This is a genomic window from Streptomyces sp. NPDC002795, assembly GCF_042888725.1.
Lineage (GTDB): Bacteria > Actinomycetota > Actinomycetes > Streptomycetales > Streptomycetaceae > Streptomyces.
Window position 1 is genome coordinate 791,471 of record NZ_JBIAQB010000002.1, and the last position, 19,057, is coordinate 810,527.

General features: G+C 71.8%; 17 protein-coding genes. 4 read left to right on the forward strand and 13 right to left on the reverse strand.

The features are described 5' to 3' along the window. The first annotated feature begins 51 nt into the window (after positions 1–51). Positions 52–1,428 carry a PAS domain-containing protein gene (locus ACFYWS_RS08275; protein WP_389271140.1) on the forward strand — a complete coding sequence of 459 codons (1,377 nt, stop codon included), beginning with the start codon at positions 52–54 and terminating at the stop codon, positions 1,426–1,428. Positions 1,429–1,445: 17 nt separating this feature from the next. Here the strand turns inward: ACFYWS_RS08275 and ACFYWS_RS08280 are convergent, their stop codons facing one another. Next, positions 1,446–2,210 carry an SIS domain-containing protein gene (locus ACFYWS_RS08280; protein ID WP_389271143.1) on the reverse strand — a complete coding sequence of 255 codons (765 nt, stop codon included), beginning with the start codon at positions 2,208–2,210 and terminating at the stop codon, positions 1,446–1,448. A gap of 255 nt (positions 2,211–2,465) precedes the next feature. On the opposite strand from ACFYWS_RS08280, the gene ACFYWS_RS08285 reads away from it, so the two are divergent. Both ACFYWS_RS08285 and ACFYWS_RS08290 read left to right on the forward strand, forming a co-directional pair. Next, complete coding sequence (locus tag ACFYWS_RS08285; protein ID WP_389271146.1) at positions 2,466–3,158, forward strand: metal-dependent transcriptional regulator; 693 nt, start codon at positions 2,466–2,468, stop codon at positions 3,156–3,158. A gap of 514 nt (positions 3,159–3,672) precedes the next feature. After that, positions 3,673–4,536 (forward strand): alpha/beta fold hydrolase, encoded by an 864-nt coding sequence (locus ACFYWS_RS08290; RefSeq protein WP_389271149.1) that lies wholly within the window; start codon positions 3,673–3,675, stop codon positions 4,534–4,536. Positions 4,537–4,615: 79 nt separating this feature from the next. Here the strand turns inward: ACFYWS_RS08290 and pdxH are convergent, their stop codons facing one another. Then, complete coding sequence (gene pdxH, locus ACFYWS_RS08295) at positions 4,616–5,257, reverse strand: pyridoxamine 5'-phosphate oxidase (protein ID WP_389271802.1); 642 nt, start codon at positions 5,255–5,257, stop codon at positions 4,616–4,618. 257 nt (positions 5,258–5,514) lie between these two features. Between pdxH and ACFYWS_RS08300 the strand changes: the two genes are divergently transcribed. Next, positions 5,515–6,627, forward strand: a complete 1,113-nt coding sequence (locus ACFYWS_RS08300) for a citrate synthase 2 (RefSeq protein ID WP_389271152.1) — start codon at positions 5,515–5,517, stop codon at positions 6,625–6,627. A 305-nt stretch (positions 6,628–6,932) separates the two neighbouring features. Here ACFYWS_RS08300 and ACFYWS_RS08305 read toward each other — a convergent pair whose 3' ends face one another. From ACFYWS_RS08305 to ACFYWS_RS08355, 11 genes are all read right to left on the reverse strand, one after another. After that, on the reverse strand, positions 6,933–7,511 hold the full coding sequence (locus ACFYWS_RS08305; protein ID WP_389271155.1) for a TetR/AcrR family transcriptional regulator: 579 nt from the start codon (positions 7,509–7,511) through the stop codon (positions 6,933–6,935). Further along, positions 7,499–8,242: an enoyl-CoA hydratase family protein gene (locus ACFYWS_RS08310; protein ID WP_389271158.1), complete on the reverse strand. Its 744-nt coding sequence runs from the start codon at positions 8,240–8,242 to the stop codon at positions 7,499–7,501. Before ACFYWS_RS08310 ends, ACFYWS_RS08305 begins: the two co-directional genes overlap by 13 nt. Continuing rightward, positions 8,242–9,804: a 4-coumarate--CoA ligase family protein gene (locus ACFYWS_RS08315; protein WP_389271805.1), complete on the reverse strand. Its 1,563-nt coding sequence runs from the start codon at positions 9,802–9,804 to the stop codon at positions 8,242–8,244. The genes ACFYWS_RS08310 and ACFYWS_RS08315 overlap by 1 nt, the downstream gene beginning before the upstream one ends. A gap of 46 nt (positions 9,805–9,850) precedes the next feature. Continuing rightward, positions 9,851–11,029: an acyl-CoA dehydrogenase family protein gene (locus ACFYWS_RS08320; RefSeq protein ID WP_389271161.1), complete on the reverse strand. Its 1,179-nt coding sequence runs from the start codon at positions 11,027–11,029 to the stop codon at positions 9,851–9,853. Then, complete coding sequence (locus ACFYWS_RS08325) at positions 11,026–12,888, reverse strand: acetyl/propionyl/methylcrotonyl-CoA carboxylase subunit alpha (RefSeq protein WP_389271807.1); 1,863 nt, start codon at positions 12,886–12,888, stop codon at positions 11,026–11,028. Before ACFYWS_RS08325 ends, ACFYWS_RS08320 begins: the two co-directional genes overlap by 4 nt. Before the next feature lie 17 nt (positions 12,889–12,905). After that, positions 12,906–14,504: an acyl-CoA carboxylase subunit beta gene (locus ACFYWS_RS08330; RefSeq protein ID WP_389271163.1), complete on the reverse strand. Its 1,599-nt coding sequence runs from the start codon at positions 14,502–14,504 to the stop codon at positions 12,906–12,908. After that, positions 14,501–16,177, reverse strand: coding sequence for an acyclic terpene utilization AtuA family protein (locus ACFYWS_RS08335; RefSeq protein ID WP_389271810.1), 1,677 nt, complete (start codon positions 16,175–16,177; stop codon positions 14,501–14,503). The genes ACFYWS_RS08330 and ACFYWS_RS08335 overlap by 4 nt, the downstream gene beginning before the upstream one ends. A 59-nt stretch (positions 16,178–16,236) precedes the next feature. Next, positions 16,237–17,052: a TIGR03084 family metal-binding protein gene (locus ACFYWS_RS08340; protein ID WP_389271166.1), complete on the reverse strand. Its 816-nt coding sequence runs from the start codon at positions 17,050–17,052 to the stop codon at positions 16,237–16,239. Between the two features lie 90 nt (positions 17,053–17,142). Continuing rightward, positions 17,143–17,844 (reverse strand): glyoxalase, encoded by a 702-nt coding sequence (locus tag ACFYWS_RS08345; RefSeq protein ID WP_389271169.1) that lies wholly within the window; start codon positions 17,842–17,844, stop codon positions 17,143–17,145. A 5-nt stretch (positions 17,845–17,849) separates the two neighbouring features. After that, positions 17,850–18,371 carry a helix-turn-helix transcriptional regulator gene (locus tag ACFYWS_RS08350; protein WP_389271172.1) on the reverse strand — a complete coding sequence of 174 codons (522 nt, stop codon included), beginning with the start codon at positions 18,369–18,371 and terminating at the stop codon, positions 17,850–17,852. A gap of 10 nt (positions 18,372–18,381) precedes the next feature. Further along, on the reverse strand, positions 18,382–18,792 hold the full coding sequence (locus ACFYWS_RS08355; RefSeq protein WP_389271175.1) for a VOC family protein: 411 nt from the start codon (positions 18,790–18,792) through the stop codon (positions 18,382–18,384). Between the last annotated feature and the right edge of the window lie 265 nt (positions 18,793–19,057).

Genomic DNA, 19,057 nt, shown 5'->3' on the forward strand with positions numbered 1-19,057 from the left:
TGGAGCGGTACGAGGAATTCGTCGCGCCGACACAGCCTGCAGGGGGTCCAGGTGAGTGCTTCCCGGCGTAGTGGGACCACTGATGCGCTCGGGCCCGAGGAGGAGCCGGAGCCGGACGGGGCCGATCTGTTGGCCGCGTTGTTGGACGGCATGGACGCCGCGTTGTGCGCCTTCGACGCCGATGGGGTCGTGACCCATTGGAACCGGGAGGCCGAGCGGGTGCTCGGCTGGTCGGCCGAGGAGGCCGTGGGGCGGCAAGGGTTCGCGGGATGGGCCGTGCGGCCGGCGGACGCGGAGGAGGTGCAGGGGCGGCTGCTGGCCTCGATGCACGCTCCGGGGCGGCAGGTGAACGAGTTCGCGCTGCTCACCAAGGACGGCGGGCGGGTGCTCGTACGGACGCAGTCAGCTGCTGTGCGGGGCACCGACGGAAAGCCTGCCGGGGTGTACTGCGCCTTCAGTGAGGTGCACGCGCAGATCGATCTGGAGCGGTCCATCGCGCTGAGCGAGGCGCTGTTCGAGGACGCCGCGTGGGGTGTCGTGCTGGTCGACGCGGATCTGCGGCCCGCCGTGATGAACGGGTATGCCGCGCGGGCCATGGGGACCGGGCGCACCGCCGCGCTGGGCCGCCCGCTCGGGGATCTGGTCGGGCAGGGCGTGGAGGAGCTGGAGAGCGCGCTCGCCCATGTGCTCGCCGAGGGTGCGCCGCCGTCTCCTACGGAGGTGTGGGTGACGCTGCGGCGTCCCGGTGAGGGCGGCGGGCGTACGGAGCGCAGGTGCTGGCGCAGCGGCTTCGTACGGCTGGCGTCGCCGCTCGCGGAGGAGCCGGTGCCGCTGGGGGTCGGTTGGCTGTTCCAGGACGTGACCGAGGCCAAGCAGAACGAGCAGGAGGCGGCGCAGCTCCGTTTCCGGTCGCAGCAGTTGCACCGCGCGGCGCGGGCTGCCGCCGAGTGCGAGAACCCGGCCGAGGCGGCGACGGTGCATCTGGACTTCGCGCTGGCCGGGTTCGCGGATCACGCGGTGATCGACCTGGTGGCGAGCGAGGAGCCGCTGCGTCTCGTGCGGGCCGCGGCGACGCCGTCCGGAGCGCCGGGGCCGAGCCTACTGGTGTCGCGGGGTGCTCTTCCGGTGCGGTACGCGGCGGGGCATCCGGCGCTGCAGTGCGTGGAGCGGACGGGGGCGGTGCGGGCCGCGGCGGAGGGCGGCGCGGTGCGCGGGGACTGGGCCCTGGACCGGCAGTGGCCGGAGGGCACGGTGTTCGCGTTGTGCGTGGTGCTGCGCAGCCGGGGCCGGACGGTGGGTGTGGTGACGTTTCTGCGGGGCGCCAGCAGGGTCGGGTTCGAGCGCGGGGACGCCGTGTACGCGGAGAGTGTGGCGGTGCGGATCGCCGGTGCGGTGGATCTGGCGTGGGCGCTGGCGGCGGACCAGTAGGGCCGGGCCCGGCACCTTCAGCGCCGGTAGTAGATCCGGTCCCCGTACTCGGCGAAAACCTGCGCGTTCCACTCCAGGCCGCCGTCGACGTTCCCGGAGCGCAGCAGCGGGGGCTGGATGCCGCGGTCGGCGAGGGTCGCGGCGCAGGTCGCGAGGGTCGCCTGCATGAGGGCGCTGGCGGTGACCGTGGAGGCGGGCGCGAAGGGGGTGTCGACGCCTTCGTGGGTGAGCTCGGCGTCACCGATCGCGATCTTGGAGTCGAGGACGACGTCGCAGTGGTCGCGCAGGTAGCTGCCGGAGACGTGGCGGGAGGTGGGGGCGTCGGGGCCGGTCGCGTACGACAGGGAGGTGACGCCGATGACCTTGATGCCTGCCGCGCGGGCGCTGAGGGCCATCTCCACGGGGAGCGCGTTGCGCCCGGAAAGGGAGATGATGATCAGCGCGTCGCCCGCGCGCGCGGGGCTGGCCTCCAGGACCGCCGCCGCGAGCCCGTCGACCCGTTCGAGGGCGGAGCCGAGCGTCGCGGGCATGACGTCGATGCCGACGGTGCCGGGCACCGACAGCAGGTTCATCAGGGCGAGGCCGCCGGCGCGGTAGACGACGTCCTGGGCGGCGAGACCGGAGTGGCCGGCGCCGAAGGCGAAGAGGCGGCCCCCGTCGGCGACGGTGTCGGCGAGGAGGGTGCCGGCGGCGGCGATGTTGTCGGCTTCCTCGTCCCGGATCCTGGTGAGGAGCCCGATGGAGGCGTCGAGGTACTGCTCGGCCGGCCTGCTCTCGCTCATCGGCGTGCCCCCTGGGTCCTGGTGGGTCGGGTCGGATCTCGGTGGTGCGTGGCGCGTTCGCGGATCACGGTGCGGTCTGGACCAGTGCTCTGTCAATACGGTTCGCGGCCCCTCCTGGCCCGGCGTTTCCCTGGCGCGTCACGGTTGTCAGCGGTATGCGTCAGAATTGAGTTCTGGGTTCCAGGGCCAGCGCACACGCTGCGCGGTCAGCCAGCGGAGCTGTCGCGAAGCTAGAGAGCTACACGAGGGGCACGTATGTCCGGACTGATCGACACCACGGAGATGTACCTCCGCACCATCCTCGAGCTGGAGGAGGAAGGTGTGGTCCCCATGCGCGCCCGGATCGCCGAGCGGCTCGACCAGAGCGGGCCGACGGTGAGCCAGACCGTCGCCCGCATGGAGCGGGACGGCCTGGTCGCGGTGGCCGCCGACCGCCATCTGGAGCTGACCGACGAGGGCCGGCGGCTCGCGACGCGCGTGATGCGCAAGCACCGGCTCGCGGAGTGTCTGCTCGTGGACGTGATCGGCCTGGAGTGGGAGCAGGTGCACGCGGAGGCCTGCCGCTGGGAGCACGTGATGAGTGAGGCGGTGGAGCGCCGCGTGCTTGAGCTGCTCCGCCACCCGACGGAGTCGCCGTACGGGAACCCGATCCCGGGCCTGGAGGAGCTGGGCGAGAAGGACGGGGCGAACCCGTTCCTCGACGAGGGGATGGTGGCGCTGTCCGACCTCGACCCGGGCGCCGACGGCAAGACGGTGGTGGTGCGCCGCATCGGCGAGCCGATCCAGACGGACGCGCAGCTGATGTACACGCTGCGGCGGGCGGGTGTGCAGCCCGGTTCGGTGGTCAGCGTGACGCAGTCGCCGGGCGGCGTGCTCGTCGGCAGCAGTGGTGAGGCGGCGGAGCTGGAGGCGGAGATCGCCTCGCACGTCTTCGTGGCGAAGCGCTGAGCCGAGCGGCTGCCTGCGGGCCGGGCGTCAACTTCCGTGGCGTGCGGTTAAGTTGACTTGTATCCGCACATGCTGCACTTCCGCGCAGAAATCAAGATTCACTGTGCGGAACGGCAGCGATCGGACGCTCGCCGTGCAAGGCTGTCGCGTGAGGCATATGACCAGAGGGGGCCGCATGGACCGGCCGATCGGGGTGCGACGGGCCTGGGGGGCGCGGGAGGCGACGCCGAGCGCCGCGCCACATACAGAGGGCCCCGGCGCCGCAAGGCGCCGGGGCCTGTCCTCCCCTGTTCCGACCCGGAGCCCCGAGCTCCCAGGGTCGATCCCCTCGGACCGTTTTCCCCGAGCGGTCCGCCTCCCGCTGAAGAGATCCCCTCGACAGCGCCGGTCATTCCTTGAGTGCTGTCACTCAAATGAGGGGTGTTGTCCGAGAGCGCCGCGCTTTCGAAAACAGGTTCGATAGCGTGCGCGGGTACGCGACTGCAGGCGCGACCACGAGGGGGTGCCAGGGCCTATGGCACGACGCATCGACGTGACCGGAGCAGGCGGGGTCCACCTGGCTGCCTGGGAGTTCACCGACCCGCCCAAGACGGGCGAGGTCGGCCACAATCCCGGAGTGCTGCTGCTGCACGGGCTCATGGGGCGGGCGTCCCACTGGGCGGGGACGACGCGCTGGCTGGCCGATCGCCATCGCGCGGTCGCCCTCGACCAGCGCGGGCACGGACAGAGCGACAAGCCGCCGGAGGGCCCGTTCGACCGGGAGGCGTACGTCCTGGACGCGGAGGCGGCGCTCGTACAGCTGGGCTTTGAACCGGCCGTCCTCATCGGGCACTCCATGGGAGCGCTCACGGCGTGGCAGCTCGCCGCCCGCCGGCCCGATCTCGTCCGTGGCCTGGTCATCTGCGACATGCGGGCCTCCGCGCTCGGGGCGGCCTCCCAGCGGGAGTGGGAGGACTGGTTCAAGGCGTGGCCGCTGCCGTTCGCGACGCTCGCGGACGTACGGAAGTGGTTCGGGGAGGACGACCCCTGGGTCGAGCGGCCCAATCCGGCGCGCGGGGAGTTCTACGCCGAGGTGATGGCGGAGACGGCGGACGGCTGGCGGCCGGTGTTCTCGCGGCAGCAGATGCTTCAGGCGCGCTCCACGTGGGTGTACGACGCGCACTGGGAGGAGCTGGCGGCGGTCCAGTGCCCGGCGCTTGTGCTGCGCGGGCTCGATGGGGAGTTGGGGCGGGCGGAGGCGCAGGAGATGGTGCGGGTGTTGCCGCGGGGGGTGTACGCGGAGGTGGGTGACGCGGGGCATCTTGTGCATTACGACCAGCCGGAGGCGTGGCGCTCCGCGGTTGAGCCGTTTCTTGACGGGGTGTTGGCGGAGTTGTGACCGGTGGGGCGGGGTTGACGTTGCGGGGCTCTGCCCCGGGCCCCGCGGGCTCTCGTACGCAAAGCGGGGCTTGATTTGGTCACGGGCTCAGTCGCTCCACGAGCCAAGAACCCGGCACCGGGCCCCGCACGTATCGCAGGCGGTCGTGGAGGCGGTTTTCGCGGCCTTGCCAGAATTCGATGGTGTGGGGGGTGATCCGGTAGCCGCCCCAGTGCGGGGGGACCGGGACCTCGGTGCCCTGCGGGTAGCGGGCGGACAGGTCCGCGTAGTGGGCGTCGAGGTCCTCGCGGGAGGCGACCACGGACGATTGCGCGCTGGCCCACGCGCCCAGCTGGGAGCCGTGCGGGCGCGTGTGGAAGTACGCGTCCGTCTCGGTCCGCGACGTGCGCTCCGCCGTCCCGGCCACCAGGACCTGGCGCCCCATCGGGTGCCAGGGGAAGAGCAGCGCGACGTGCGGGTTCGCGGAGAGGTCCTGGGCCTTGCGGGAGTCGTAGTTGGTGTAGAAGACGAAGCCCGCGTCGTCGTACGACTTGAGCAGCACCGTGCGGGAGCTGGGGCGGCCCTCGGCGTCGGCGGTGGAGACGACCATGGCGTTGGGCTCGGACAGCGGGGAGCCGGGAGCCGCCGCCTGTTTGAACCAGCGCGTGAACTGTTCCATCGGGTGCGGGGCGAGGCCCCCCTCCAGCAGGCCGCCGTCCTGGGCGCGGTACTGCTCGCGCATGTCGGCGAGGTCGAGTTCGGGATCGTCGTGGGCGCTCACGGCGTCATCCTGCCGGACAGACGGGCACAGACGCACCCAGGACGAAACATGGCACTGAGTGCCGCGAGCCCTCGCCAACTGTGGCACGGAGGGTTATGTTCCAGGGGCCGAAACGGTTCAGCCCCCTGCCGTACGGGGCATCACGGGTGTACCCCCGTCCGGACCACGGGTGTTCCAGCACCCTGACCCACCGTCCACGCATCCAGAGGAGCCGCCCGATGTCCGACCTGACCCCCGGCTTTGTTCCAGGCCTCGAAGGTGTCGTCGCGTTCGAGACCGAGATCGCCGAACCGGACAAGGAAGGCGGCGCCCTGCGCTATCGCGGCGTCGACATCGAGGATCTGGTCGGCCACGTGTCGTTCGGGAACGTCTGGGGGCTGCTGGTCGACGGCGCCTTCAACCCGGGCCTGCCGCCGGCCGAGCCGTTCCCGATCCCCGTCCACTCCGGTGACATCCGCGTCGACGTGCAGTCGGCGCTCGCCATGCTCGCCCCCGTGTGGGGCCTGAAGCCGCTGCTCGACATCGACGAGCGGCAGGCCCGCGACGACCTCGCGCGCGCCGCCGTCATGGCCCTGTCGTACGTCGCGCAGTCCGCGCGCGGGCCGGGCCTGCCGATGGTGCCGCAGCGGGAGATCGACAAGGCGGACACCGTCGTCGAGCGGTTCATGAAGCGCTGGCGCGGGGAGCCGGACCCGAAGCATGTCGCGGCCGTCGACGCGTACTGGACGTCGGCCGCCGAACACGGCATGAACGCCTCTACGTTCACGGCCCGCGTCATCGCGTCCACCGGGGCGGATGTGGCGGCGGCGCTGTCCGGGGCGGTCGGGGCGATGTCCGGGCCGCTGCACGGCGGTGCGCCGTCCCGGGTCCTCGGCATGATCGAGGAGATCGAGCGGACCGGGGACGCGGAGGCGTATGTGCGCCGGGCGCTCGACAAGGGTGAGCGGCTGATGGGCTTCGGGCACCGGGTATACCGGGCGGAGGATCCGCGGGCGCGGGTGCTGCGGCGGACGGCGCGGGAGCTGGGGGCGCCGCGGTTCGAGGTGGCGGAGGCGCTTGAGAAGGCGGCGCTGGCGGAGCTGCACGCGCGGCGGCCGGATCGGGTGCTGGCCACGAACGTGGAGTTCTGGGCAGCGATCGTGCTGGACTTCGCGGAGGTGCCGGCGCACATGTTCACGTCGATGTTCACGTGTGCGAGGACCGCCGGTTGGAGCGCGCATGTTCTTGAGCAGAAACGTACGGGTCGGCTGGTCCGGCCTTCGGCGCGCTACACGGGGCCGGAGTCGCGTCCGCCGCGGGACATCGGGGGTTACGCGGACATCGCCCGGTAGTCCGTGGCACGCGGCGCCGTGGCCCAGCCCGTCGCCCCGACACGCGGCACCGGGGCGCCGCCTTGCCCACCCTGCCGCCCAAGGCGGCAGATTGCCCAAGGCCGTGACGGCATCGACCGCAACGGGCGGCACCCCGTGAGGAACGGGCCGGGCAAAGAGGGCCCGGTGGGGCGGTGCGGGTAGGTATTTCAAGCCCCTGCGGCGATTGAGCAGCGGGGCCCGGGGCGGAGCCCCGAGGCGTCGGCCACGGCTCCCGGGGCCAGGCCCCGGGGCGGAGCCCCGAGGCGTGGGATCGGGTGCCGGGGTCAGGCCAGGGCACGGTCCACCAGCACCGCCCACTCCGCCACCACCCGCACCCGCCGCGCCCTGTCATCCGTGAGGAGATTCGCGAGGCCGAGGCCACGGGCCATGTCGAGGAACCCCTGGACGACCTCCCGCGCCCCCGGCACCGACTCGTCCGCCCCCAGCAGCTCCACCGCGATCCGATGGGTCTCACGGCCGACGCGCGCCTCCAACTCGGTCACCCGGCCCCCCAGTTGCGGCTCGTTCGACGCGGCCACCCACAGATGCAGCGCCGCCCGGAACAACGGCCCCGTGTAGAGGTCGACGAGCGCCGCGACCGCCTCCGCCCGCCCCTGCGGACGCAGCGCACGCAGCGCGGTCGAGCGCTCCTCGGCCACGTACTCGACGGCCGCGGTGAACAGGTCCTCGCGGGTCGGGAAGTGGTGCTGGGCGGCGCCGCGCGAGACACCGGCGTGCTCGGCGACGACGGAGACCGTGGAACCGGCCCAGCCGTGCGCGGCGAGGCAGGCGACCGCGGACTCCAGGAGCCGTTGCCGCGTCACCCGCGAGCGGTCCTGCTTCGGCAGCGTCACAACACCCATGCGGCATCCCGTCGTTCGAGAAAGGCGGTCATGCCCTCGCGGGCCCGCGCGGAGCCGAACAGCCGCGCGGACAGCGCCGTCAGAGACTCCGCGTCCCGGTCGAAGGCCTCCAGGACCTTAACCGTGAGCAGCTTCTTCGTCTCGGCCAGGGCCTCGGGGGACGCCTTCCGCAAGCCGCCAAGGACCGGCTCCAACGCCTCGTCGACGTCGTCGTCCGCCATCGTGACCAGCCCGATCCGCGCCGCCTCCGCCGCGTCGAAGCGCTCGCCCGTCAGGTAGTAGCGGGCCACCGCGCGCGGATCGAGGCGCGGCAGCAGCGGCATGGAGATCACGGCGGGCGCGACCCCGATGCGTACCTCGGTGAAGGCGAAGGACGAGGCCGCGGAGGCCGCCGCCATGTCGCACGCGCCCAACAGGCCCAGGCCGCCCGCCCGTACGTGCCCGTCGACCCGCGCCAGCACCGGCTTGCCGAGCTCCACGAGCTGCCGCAGCAGTCCCACCAGCGCGTCCGGGTCCGGAGGGTCGCGCAGGTCGGCGCCCGCGCAGAAGGTGCCGCCGGTGTGGGTGAGGACGACGGCGCGTACGTCACGGTCCTTGTCCGCGTCCCGCAACCGGTCCCCCAGCTCGCCGACGAGGGCAGCGGAGAGCGCGTTTCTGTTGCCGGGCGAGTCGAGGGCGAGGGTGGTGACGCCGCGCTCGTGGGCGTGCGTCACCAGGTTCCCAACTGGCATCAGATCTCCCTGAGTTCGCGGCGCAGTATCTTCCCGGAGGCCGCGCGCGGCACCCCTTCGATGAACGCGACGCGGCGGATCTTCTTGTGCGGGGCGACACGTTCGGCGACGTACGCCAGCACGTCGACTTCGCCGAGTGCCGGGTCGGCGCGTACGACGAAGGCCTTGGGTACCTCGTTGCCGTCGTCGTCGAGGACGCCGATGACCGCCGCGTCGGCGATGCCCTGGTGGGTGAGCAGCACCGCCTCCAGGTCGGCGGGGGCGACCTGGAAGCCCTTGTACTTGATGAGTTCCTTGACCCGGTCGACGACGAACAGCCAGCCGTCCGCGTCGACGTGCCCGACGTCCCCGGTCCGCAGCCAGCCGTCGCAGTCGATCATGTCGGCGGTGGCGTCGGGGCGGCCGAGGTAGCCCTTCATGACCTGCGGCCCGCGGATCAGGACCTCTCCCGGCTCGCCCGGCGCCACGTCCTTCGCCGGGGCGTCGAGGGACACGATCCGCATCTCGGTCGAGGCGATGAGCCTGCCCACGGCGCCCGGCGGCGGGTTCTTCGCGTCGTACGGGACGACGTGCGTGCCGGGCGAGAGTTCCGTCATGCCGTAGGCCTGGCCGACGGGCGGCAGACCGAGGCGGCGCCCGCAGGCGCGGGCGAGTGCGCCGTCGAGGGGCGCGGCGGCGCTGATGACGTGCCGCAGCGACGACAGGTCGTAGCCCTCGACGGCCGGGTGCTTCGCGAGGGCGAGGACGATCGGCGGGGTGACGTACAGGTGGGTGATGCGGTGCTTCTCGATCGTGGCGAGGAACGTGTCGAGGTCGAAGCGGGGCAGGACGACGACGGTGGAGCCCTGCCGCAGCGGGCCGTTCATGAGCGCTGTGAGGCCGTAGATGTGGAAGAAGGGCAGGACGGCGAGGATGCGGTCGCCGGGGCCCGTCGGGAGGACCGGCTGGAGCTGTTCGAGGTTCGTGGCGATGTTGCGGTGCGTGAGCATGACGCCCTTGGGCGTGCCGGTGGTGCCCGACGAGTACGGGAGGGCCGCCACGTCCTGCGCCGGGTCGATGTCGACGCGCGGCTCGGGTGCGTCCGTGCCGAGCATGTCCATCAGCGAGCGATGACCCGAGTCCCCCGCCGGGTCGCAGACGAATATCTCCCGTACGCCGCCCACGAGTTCGGCCGCCGCGCGGGCCACCTCGACGAACGGCGTGAGGGTGACGATCCAGTTCGCTGACGAGTCGCGCAGCTGTTTCGCGAACTCCTCGGGCGTCGACAGCGGGTGCACGGTGGTCACGGAGGCGCCCGCGCGCGTGGCTCCGTAGAACGCCACCGGGTAGGCGATCGTGTTCGGGCTGTGCAGCGCCACCACGTCGCCCTTGCGGACGCCCGCGTCGGCGAACCCCGCTGCCACCTTCCGGTGGAACTGATCGAGCGCGGCGTACGAGAGGGTGCTGCCGGCCACCCCGTCGACGAGGGCGGGGGCGTCGCCGCGGGCGGCCGCGCCCCCGAGCACGGCGTCGTGGATGGGCTCGTCGACGACCGCGACGTCCGCGTACTCACTCACGTACACCATGTCGAACTCCTCGCTGAAGAGCGGCAGTTGGGTTCGTGCGACTTCAGTACGACTTGGGGAGGCCCAAGCTCTGGTGGGACACGTAGTTGAGGATCATTTCCCGGCTGACCGGGGCGATGCGCGCCACCCGTGAGCCGGTGATGAGGGAGGCGAGGCCGAACTCGCGGGTCAGTCCGTTGCCGCCGAGGGTGTGCACGGCCTGGTCGACGGCGCGCACACAGGCCTCGGCGGCGGCGTACTTGGCCATGTTGGCGGCCTCCCCGGCGCCCATGTCGTCGCCCGCGTCGTACAGCCGGGCCGCCTTCTGCATCATCAGGCGGGCCAGCTCCAGCTCGATGTGGACCTGCGCGAGCGGGTGGGCGACGGCCTGGTGGGAGCCGATGGGGGCCTGCCACACGGTGCGTTCCTTGGCGTACTCGACGGCCCGCTTCAGCGCGTACCTGCCCATGCCGATGGCGAACGCGGCGGTCATGACGCGCTCCGGGTTGAGCCCGGCGAAGAGCTGGAGCAGTCCTGCGTCCTCGTCACCCACGAGAGCGTCGGCGGGAAGGCGCACGTCGTCAAGGGTCAGTTCGAACTGCTTCTCCGGAGCCTGGAGTTCCATGTCGATCCGGCGCCGCCCGAAGCCGGGGGTGTCGCGGTCGACGATGAACAGGCAGGGCTTGAGCTTGCCGCTGCGGGCGTCGGAGGTACGGCCGACGATCAGCGTCGCGTCGGCGATGTCGACGCCGGAGATGAACACCTTGCGCCCGTTCAGCACCCACGAGCCGTCGTCGTCCTTGCGGGCGGTGGTGGTGATGCGGTGCGAGTTGGATCCGGCGTCGGGTTCGGTGATGCCGAAGGCCATGGTGCGGCTGCCGTCGGCGAGGCCGGGCAGCCAGGCCCGCTTCTGCTCCTCGGTGCCGAAGCGGCAGATGGCCGTGCCGCAGATCGCGGGCGAGACGACCATCATCAGCAGCGGCGACCCGGCGGCCCCCAACTCCTCCAGCACGATGGAGAGTTCGGCTATACCACCGCCCCCTCCGCCGTACTCCTCGGGCAGGTTGACGCCGAGGTAGCCGAGCTTCGCGGCCTCCGCCCACAGCTCCTCCGGGTGCCCCTCGGCGGCGGTGATCCTCGCCATGTAGTCGCGGCCGAACCGCTTGCCGAGTGCGGCGACGGCGGCGCGCAGGGCCTGGTGCTCTTCGGTTTCGAGGACGGGAGCGGCGGGAGCGGTACTCATGCGGGTGTCTCCTCCTGTACGACGGCGAGCAGCGCGCCCACCTCGACCTGGCGGCCGACGGCGGCGTGCAGGGCGGTGAGCGTTCCGGAGGCGGGGGCGGATATGCGGTGCTCCATCTTCATCGCCTCCAGCCAGATCAGGGGCTGTCCTGCGGTGACGGCGGCGCCTTCGGTGAGCCCTTCGGCGACGCGGACGACGGTGCCGGGCATGGGCGCGAGCAGGGAGCCGGGAGCCCGCTGCTCGCTGGGGTCGGTGAAGCGGGGAAGGGCGGTGAGGGTGACGCCGTTGACGTGGACGCGGTCCCCGTAGGTCGCTACGTCGAACTTCCGGCGTACGCCGCCGACTTCGAGGACGACGCGGTTCGGTGCGGCGTGCACGACCCGCACCCCGTCGGCTTCGAGGCCTTCGCGGGTGTGCCGGTAGCGGGCCTCGTGCTCGGTGCCGTCCGGTTCGGTGCGGTAGCGCCCCAGCTGGGGCTGGGAGGGGACGTTGCGGAAGCCGCCGAAGCGGTGGCCGTGCGCGGCCTGGGCGAGAGCGGCGGCGAGCGGCGCGTACGGGTCCGGGTCCGGGGCCGTCAGCTCGTCGAGGTGCCGCTCGTAGAACCCGGTGTCCATGCGGGCGTCGGTGAACTCGGGGTGGCGCAGGGACCGTACGAGCAGGTCCCGGTTGGTGACCGGCCCGTGCACCTCGGCGCGTTCCAGGGCGCCTGCGAGGGCGCGGACGGCGGCGGGGCGGGTGGGGGCGTGGGCGACGACCTTGGCGAGCATGGCGTCGTAGTGCACGCCGATGGTGTCGCCGTCGGTGTACCCGGTTTCGAGGCGGACGCTGTCGGGGACGGTGAGGCGGTGGAGCGTGCCGGTCTGCGGGGCGAAGGAGGCGGCGGGGTCCTCGGCGTAGAGGCGGGCCTCGACGGCGTGGCCGCGCGGGGCCGGGGGTTCGGGGTCGAGGGCCTCGCCCTCGGCGACGCGGAGCTGAAGCGCGACGAGGTCGATCCCGAACACGGCCTCGGTGACGGGGTGTTCCACCTGGAGGCGGGTGTTCATCTCCAGGAAGTGGGCGGTGTCGCCGTCCGCCACGAGGAACTCGACGGTGCCGGCGCCGACGTAGCCGGTGGCCCGGCAGGCCCGCTCCGCCATCTCGTATATGACATCTGATACGCCGCGTATCAGATCCGGCGCGGGCGCCTCCTCGATCACCTTCTGGTGCCGCCGCTGGAGCGAACAGTCCCGCGTCCCGAGGACCCATACGGTCCCGTGGGCGTCGGCGAGCACCTGCACCTCCACATGCCGCCCGCCCTCCACGTACGGCTCGACGAAGACCTCGCCGTCACCGAAGGCGGACAGCGCCTCCGCGCGCGCGGCCTCCAACTCCACGTCCAGCTCGGCTAGTTCGCGGACTACCCGCATCCCGCGCCCGCCACCACCGGCGGACGCCTTGACCAGGACGGGCAGGTCGGCGGCGGTGATGTCGGAGCCGAGCGGCGCGACGCCCATCAGCTCCTTGGCCCGCGTCTTGGACGCCATCGCCTCGATCGCCGCGGGCGGCGGCCCGATCCAGACGAGCCCGGCGTCGGTGACGGCGCGCGCGAACGCCGCGTTCTCGGAGAGGAAGCCGTAGCCGGGGTGCACGGCGTCGGCGCCCGCGTCGAGAGCGGCCTTCACGACGAGGTCGGCGCGCAGATAGGTGTCGGCGGGCGTGGCGCCCGGGAGGCGTACGGCGAGATCGGCCTCGCGGACGTGGAGCGCGTCGGCGTCCGGATCCGAATGCAGGGCAACCGTACGGATACCCAGGTCACGGCAGGTGCGGAAGACGCGGCAGGCGATCTCGCCACGGTTGGCGACGAGAATCGAGTTGATCACTGAAGTCATGGAAGGGCTCACATCCGGAAGACGCCGAAGCCGCCGCGGGCGCCCTCGTACGGTGCGGTGTGGATCGCGGACAGGCAGATGCCGAGGACGGTGCGGGTGTCGCGGGGGTCGATGACCCCGTCGTCGTAGAGCCGCCCCGACAGGAACATCGGCAGCGACTCGGCCTCGATCTGCTGCTCGACCATGGCGCGCAGCCCGGCGTCGGCCTCCTCGTCGTACGGCTGCCCCTTGGCGGCGGCGGACTGCCGCGCCACGATCGACAGCACGCCCGCGAGCTGCTGCGGCCCCATGACGGCGGACTTGGCGCTGGGCCAGGCGAAGAGGAAACGGGGATCGTAGGCGCGCCCGCACATGCCGTAGTGCCCGGCGCCGTAGGACGCGCCCATCAGCACGGACAGGTGCGGGACGCGCGAGTTGGAGACCGCATTGATCATCATCGCGCCGTGCTTGATGATGCCGCCCTGCTCGTACTCCTTGCCGACCATGTAGCCGGTCGTGTTGTGCAGGAAGAGCAGCGGGATGTCGCTCTGGTTGGCGAGCTGGATGAACTGGGCCGCCTTCTGCGACTCCTCGCTGAAGAGGACGCCCTGCGCGTTGGCGAGGATGCCGACGGGATAGCCGTGGAGAGCGGCCCAGCCGGTGACGAGCGAGGCCCCGTACAGCGGCTTGAACTCATCGAAATCCGAGCCGTCGACGATCCGGGCGATGACCTCGCGCGGGTCGAACGGCTCCTTCAGATCGTCGGGGACGATGCCGAGGAGCTCCTCGGGGTCGTACTTCGGCGGGGCCGCCGGAGCCGGATCGGCGTGCGCCTTGCGGTGGTTGAGGCGGGCGACGACGCGGCGGGCCCGGCGGATCGCGTCCTGCTCGTCGAACGCGAAGTAGTCGGCGAGCCCGGAGGTGCGGGCGTGCATCTCGGCGCCGCCCAGCGACTCGTCGTCGCTCTCCTCGCCGGTCGCCATCTTCACCAGCGGCGGCCCGCCGAGGAAGACCTTCGCCTTCTCCTTCACCATGATCACGTGGTCGGACATGCCGGGGATGTACGCGCCTCCGGCGGTGGAGTTGCCGAAGACGACGGCGACGGTGGGGATCCCGGCCGCCGAGAGCCGCGTGATGTCGCGGAAGATCCCGCCACCGGGGATGAAGATCTCCTTCTGGGAGGGGAGATCGGCGCCCCCGGACTCGACGAGCGAGATGGCCGGGAGCCGGTTGGCGTGGGCGATCTCGTTCGCCCGCAGCGCCTTCTTCAGGGACCACGGATTGCTGGCGCCGCCGCGCACGGTCGGGTCGTTGGCGGTGATCAGGCACTCGACGCCCTCGACGACGCCGATGCCGGTGACGAGCGAGGCACCGACGGCGTAGTCGCTGCCCCAGGCGGCGAGCGGGGACAGTTCCAGGAAGGGGGTGTCGGGGTCGACGAGCAGTTCGATGCGTTCGCGCGCGAGCAACTTGCCGCGCTTACGGTGCCGTTCGACGTACTTCTCGCCGCCACCGGCGACGGCCTTCGCGTGCTCGGTGTCGAGCGCCGTGAGTTTGCCGAGGAGGGCGGTGCGCCGGCCGGCGTAGTCGTCGGACCGGGCGTCCAGGGCGCTGGCCAGGACGGTCACAGGAGGGCCTCCGGTATGTCGAGGTGCCGGGAACGGAGCCATTCGGCGAGGCCCTTGGCTTGTGGGTCGAACCGGTGTTGCGCGGCGACGCCTTCGCCGAGGAGCCCGGTGACGTGGAAGTTGAGGGCGCGGAGGTGGGGTAGCTGGTGTCTCGTTACAGGTAGCGGCGTCGCGGTCGCGGGGCTCTGCCCCGGACCCCCTTGGTTGGTTTCCGGCAGAAGCTCACGGAAACGGCCCACCGTCAGCGTGTGAACCAGCCACCGCCACGCCGCATCGCTCTCCACCCACACCCCCACATTCGCATCGCCCCCCTTGTCCCCGCTGCGGGCGCCCGCGACGAGTCCGAGGGGAGCGCGGCGCGTCGGGCCCGGTGGGAGGCGCGGCGGGAGAGGTGGGTCGGCCACCGCCGCCAGTGCGCGCGCGGGGCCCGTTGGCGCGGGGATCCGCCTCCGCTCCCCGTCCGGCAGCACCACGACATGCGGCACCCCCTCGCGCTCCACATACGCCGCCTCGAACACGCCGTACGGGGAGCCCTTGCCGGGCGGCGCCGTGACATGGAAGCCGGGGTACGAGCCGAGGGCCAGCTCGACCGCGGCACCGCTCAGCGCCCGCCCGACGACCTCCTGGTCCTGGTCACGCACGACGAGCCGCAGTAGCGCGCTCGCCGTCTCCTCGGTGTCGGCGTCGGGCCGGTCGGTACGCGACAGCTCCCAACGAACGTACGCAGGCGTCGACTTGGCACCCCGCAACGCGCCCTCCATCTGATCCCGCACCAGCTCCGCCTTGGCCTCGATGTCCAGGCCGGTGAGCACGAAGACGACCTCGTTGCGGAAGCCGCCGAGCCGGTTGAGTCCGACCTTGAGGGTGGGCGGTGGGGCCTCGCCGCGTACGCCGTGGATGCGCACGCGGTCGGGCCCGTCCGGTTCCAGGCGGACGGTGTCGAGGCAGGCGGTGACGTCGGGTCCGGCGTACCGGGCGCCCCCGGTCTCGTACAGGAGCTGCTCGGTGACGGTGCCGGGTTCGACGAAGCCGCCGGTGCCGGGGTGCTTGGTGATGACGGCGGAGCCGTCCTCGTGGATCTCGGCGAGGGGGAAGCCGGGGCGGCCCAACTGTGCGGCGCGGTCGGCGAACCGGGAGTAGTTCCCGCCGGTCGCCTGCGTCCCGCATTCGAGGACGTGCCCGGCGACGACGGCCCCCGCGAGCCGGTCGTAATCGTCCGCCACCCACCCGAAGTGCCAGGCCGCGGGCCCGGTCACCAGTGCGGCGTCGGTGACGCGCCCCGTGACCACGATGTCGGCGCCCGCGTCGAGGCAGGCGGTGATACCGGCGCCGCCGAGGTAGGCGTTGGCGGTGAGGGCGCCGGGGAAGCGGCCGGTGCCGATGAGGTCGTCGCCCTCGACGTGGGCGACGCGTACGGGCACGTCCAGCCGGGTCGCCAACTCCCGTACGGCATCCGCGAGTCCACCCGGATTGAGCCCGCCGGCGTTGGCCACGAGTCGTACGCCTCGCTCGATGGCGAGCCCGAGGCAGCCCTCCAACTGGCGCAGGAAGGTGCGGGCGTAGCCGCGGTCCGTGTTCTTCAGGCGGTCGCGGCCGAGGATCAGCATCGTCAGCTCGGCGAGGTAGTCGCCGGTGAGGACGTCGAGTTCGCCGCCGGTCAGCATGTCCTTCATGGCGTCGAAGCGGTCGCCGTAGAAACCGGAGGCGTTGCCGATCCGCAGCGGAGGCCTGCTCAACGCGTCTCCTTCGGCGCGCGCCCCTTCCCCGGTGGCCCGGCGAAGGCCTGCGCGATGTCGAGCCAGCGGTCGGCGTCGGGGCCCTCGGCGCGTACGTCGAGGTCGGCCCGGTGCGCGCGCTGGGTGACGAGGAGGCAGAAGTCGACGGCGGCCCCGGTGACCCGCTGACCGGCGCCCTCGGGCCCGTACGTCCACAACTCGCCACTGGGAGCCGTGAGTTCGAGGCGGAATTCACCCTCGGGGGCGGTCACCCCGTGCACGTCGAAGGCGAACTTCCGGGCGCGTACGCCGATCCGGGCGACGTGCCGGAGCCGGTCGGTGGGTGTTCGTACGATGCCGAGCGCGTCGGCCACGTCCTGGCCGTGGGCCCATGTCTCCATCAGCCGGCCGGTCGCCATGGAGGCGGCGGACATCGGCGGCCCGTACCAGGGGAACCGGGTCTTGTCGGCCGCGGCGGCGCGCAGCACCTTCTGCAACTGCTCGCGCCCCTCCCGCCAGCCGGCGAGCAACGCGGCCGGGTCCTGCCGTGCGCCTTCCTCGGCACCTTCGTCGACGAAGGACTCCGGGGCGGCGATCGCCTTCTCCACCTCGCCCGCGAAGGCGTCGGCGTCGCTCATGGCGAGCAGGGCGGCGCGGTCGGTCCAGGCGAGATGGGCGATCTGGTGGGCGACGGTCCAGCGGGGTGCGGGAGTCGGGGCGGCCCACTGGGCCGGGCTCAACTCCCTGACGATCCGGTCGAGTTCCTCGCTCTCGTCCCGCAAGTCCTCGAACACGGCGGACGGTTCGGACTTGGTGCGCTCCCCTCCGGGCACGACGGTGTGTACGGCGTGCCCGGAGCATGGCAGGGGGCCAAGAAACAAGCAAGCGTGCTTGCATGGAAGTTGAGCCGGGCCTTGAAGAGATCAGGACACCTCGGAGGATGCGGATGTGGGTGTGGATGCGGGTGTGGATGCGGGTGTGGCCGCGGGTACGGATGCTGGTGCGCCCTCCCAGACGAATCCGTCCGGGTCGGTGAAGGGGCCGTCGGCGCCGCCGAGGACGATGCGGTGCGAACCGCTGCCTTCGACGGCGACGCCGAGGATCTTGGCCAGGCCGCGGCGCTTGTAGAGCGCCAGCTTCACGGTGCCGGCCCCGCCGGAGGCGAACTCGGCGTACTTGCCACCGAAGCTCTTGGCCACGGTCAGGCCCCGTTCGACGTAGAACTGCTTGGTGGCCTTCACGTCCTCGACGCCGATCAGCAGGACGAGCCCGTCGATCTCGCCCGTGGCCGGGCCGGTGTCCTTCTTCGCCGAGGTCACGATCTGCCAGATCGTCCCGTCCGGCGCCCGTACGACACCCCCGTAGCCCCACATCGACTTCGCGGCGGGCTTCAGGACCGTCGCTCCGGCGTCCACGGCGGCGCCGAGGAAGCCGTCGACGGTGGCGGGGTTGGACACCGAGAGCGCCAGCGTGAAGCCGCGGAATCCGGTGGAGTGCGCCTCGGACGCCCGCAGGCGGATGTGGGCGTCCACACCGAAGGCGGCGTAGAAGAGGCGGGCGGCCTCGGAGTCGGGCACCTCGATGACGACGGCTTCAAGGGACTTGGTGACTGCGGTGGTTGTCATGGCTCTCACGCTATGGGCCGCTCGGTGGCCGGGGCTTCTCGATTCCTGACCGGTCTTGTCACCTGCTTCGCCACGCACGCAGGCATCCCCTCCACCATGACCACGGGGCCCGCGTCACCGGCCGGACGCGGGGCATCGGCGGGGTCGGCCGCCGCCTCCGCCGCGAGGCGCCTGAAGGCCCCGGGCGGCATACCGACCAGCTCCGTGAAGCGGGTGGTGAACGTGCCCAGCGACGCGCAGCCGACCTGGAAACAGATGTCGGTGACGCTGAGGTCGCCACGCCGCAGCAGCGCCGTCGCGCGCTCGATGCGACGCGTCATCAGATACGCGTACACCGACTCGCCGTACGCGGTCCGGAACTGCCGGCTGAGGTGCCCGGCGGACATGTGGGCGTCGCGGGCGAGCGCCTCCACGTTCAGCGGCTGCGCGTACTCCCTGTCGATGCGGTCCCGGACGCGGCGCAGCCGCGCGAGGTCGGACAGGTGCTGCGCCTCGACGCGTGCGCGTCGCCACTCGGGCTGACACATGCCGCGGTCCTCAGCGGAGTTCCTGGATGCGGATCAGGTTGCCCGCCGGGTCACGGAAGGCGCAGTCACGGATGCCGTAGGGCTGCTCTGTCGGCTCCTGGACGACCTCGGTGTCACCGGCCTGCACCTTCTCGAACGTGGCGTCGAGGTCGGGGGTGGCCAGCAGGATCCAGCCGTAGGTGCCCTTGGCCATCATCTCGGTGATGGTGCGGCGCTCGTCCTCGGTGATTCCCGGGTCGGCGGCGGGCGGCGCCAGCAGGATCGACGTGTCGGGCTGTCCTGCGGGGCCGACCGTGATCCAGCGCATCCTGCCCTGCCCGACGTCGCTGCGGACCTCGAAGCCGAGGACGTCGCGGTAGAAGGCGAGCGACGCGTCCGGGTCGTCGTGCGGAAGGGAACTCGTATGAATGGTGATGTTCATGGCGAAGAGGCTAGAAGCGACTCCGCGCCCGCGCTTCTTGATTCCTGATTCTTGATTCCTGATTGCTCCGCCCGTACATGGCTACATGGCTTGTTCTGCCCACACACGGCGCACGAGTTCAAGATCCGCCGAGTCACGGCTCTGTCCCGGCGGTGACGGCAGAACAGTCGTATGTAACAGCCATGTATAAGGCGGCGGCCGCACGGAACGATCAGCGGACCGGGCGGGTCCTGATCACCAGTAGCCCGAACCGACCAACGGGTTG